The sequence below is a fragment of the Paramagnetospirillum caucaseum genome, assembly GCF_000342045.1.
Taxonomy (GTDB): domain Bacteria; phylum Pseudomonadota; class Alphaproteobacteria; order Rhodospirillales; family Magnetospirillaceae; genus Phaeospirillum; species Phaeospirillum caucaseum.
Genome location: NZ_AONQ01000185.1, coordinates 1 through 807, shown reverse-complemented (window position 1 = coordinate 807; position 807 = coordinate 1). Strand labels below are relative to the sequence as shown.

Here is an 807-nt window from a genome sequence, read left to right as displayed (position 1 = left end):
AAAAGCAGCCCCGATTCTGATCTGGCGTGCTGGTCTTGATGCCAAATGCAATTGGTTCAACCCCGCTTGGCTCGCCTATACCGGCAGAACAATGGAGCAGGAGATGGGGAATGGATGGGCGGAAGGCGTCCATCCCGATGATTTTGATCGCTGCTTGAAAATCTATCTTGATGCCTTCGCACTTCGTCAGCCGTTCGACATGGAATACCGCATCAAGCGGGCCTGCGGTGAATACGGTTGGATCGTAGATTACGGAATCCCTATTCAAAACCAGTCCGGCGAATTTCTCGGGTATGTCGGCTATTGCTTTGACGTCTCTGTCCGACGGGAGAGCGAAGAAAAACTGGGAACTGCCTGTAAGGATTTGGCGGCATCCAACGCCGAACTTGAGCAATTTGCTTACGTCGCATCCCATGATCTTCGAGAGCCGCTCCGTATGATCAGCAGCTATGTTGACCTGATTGAACGCCGCTACGGACATCACTTCGACGCCGATGGGCATGAATTTATTGGCTTCGTCCGCGACGGTGCCCGACGAATGGATGCTATGGTTCTGGACCTGCTTGCATTCTCCAGAATTGATCGACAGGGAGAACCACTGATTCCGATGCGGATCGGTGATGCCATTTCCCATGCCTTGAAGAACCTTGGGACAGCCATTGCCGAGTGTGATGCACACGTGGTCGTCGATGTGGATGCATCGCTCATGGTGGTTGGGGATGGCCACCAATTAGATCGGCTTTTCCAAAACCTAATTGGGAATGCCATCAAATATCGAAAAGAAGGGATAAGATCACACGTTGTCGT

1 protein-coding gene is annotated in these 807 nt (G+C 51.9%); it reads left to right on the top strand.

The window, feature by feature from the left end; all coding sequences use genetic code 11:
- A partial coding sequence (locus H261_RS22920; protein WP_008622789.1) for a sensor histidine kinase occupies positions 1-807 on the top strand: 807 nt, incomplete at both ends.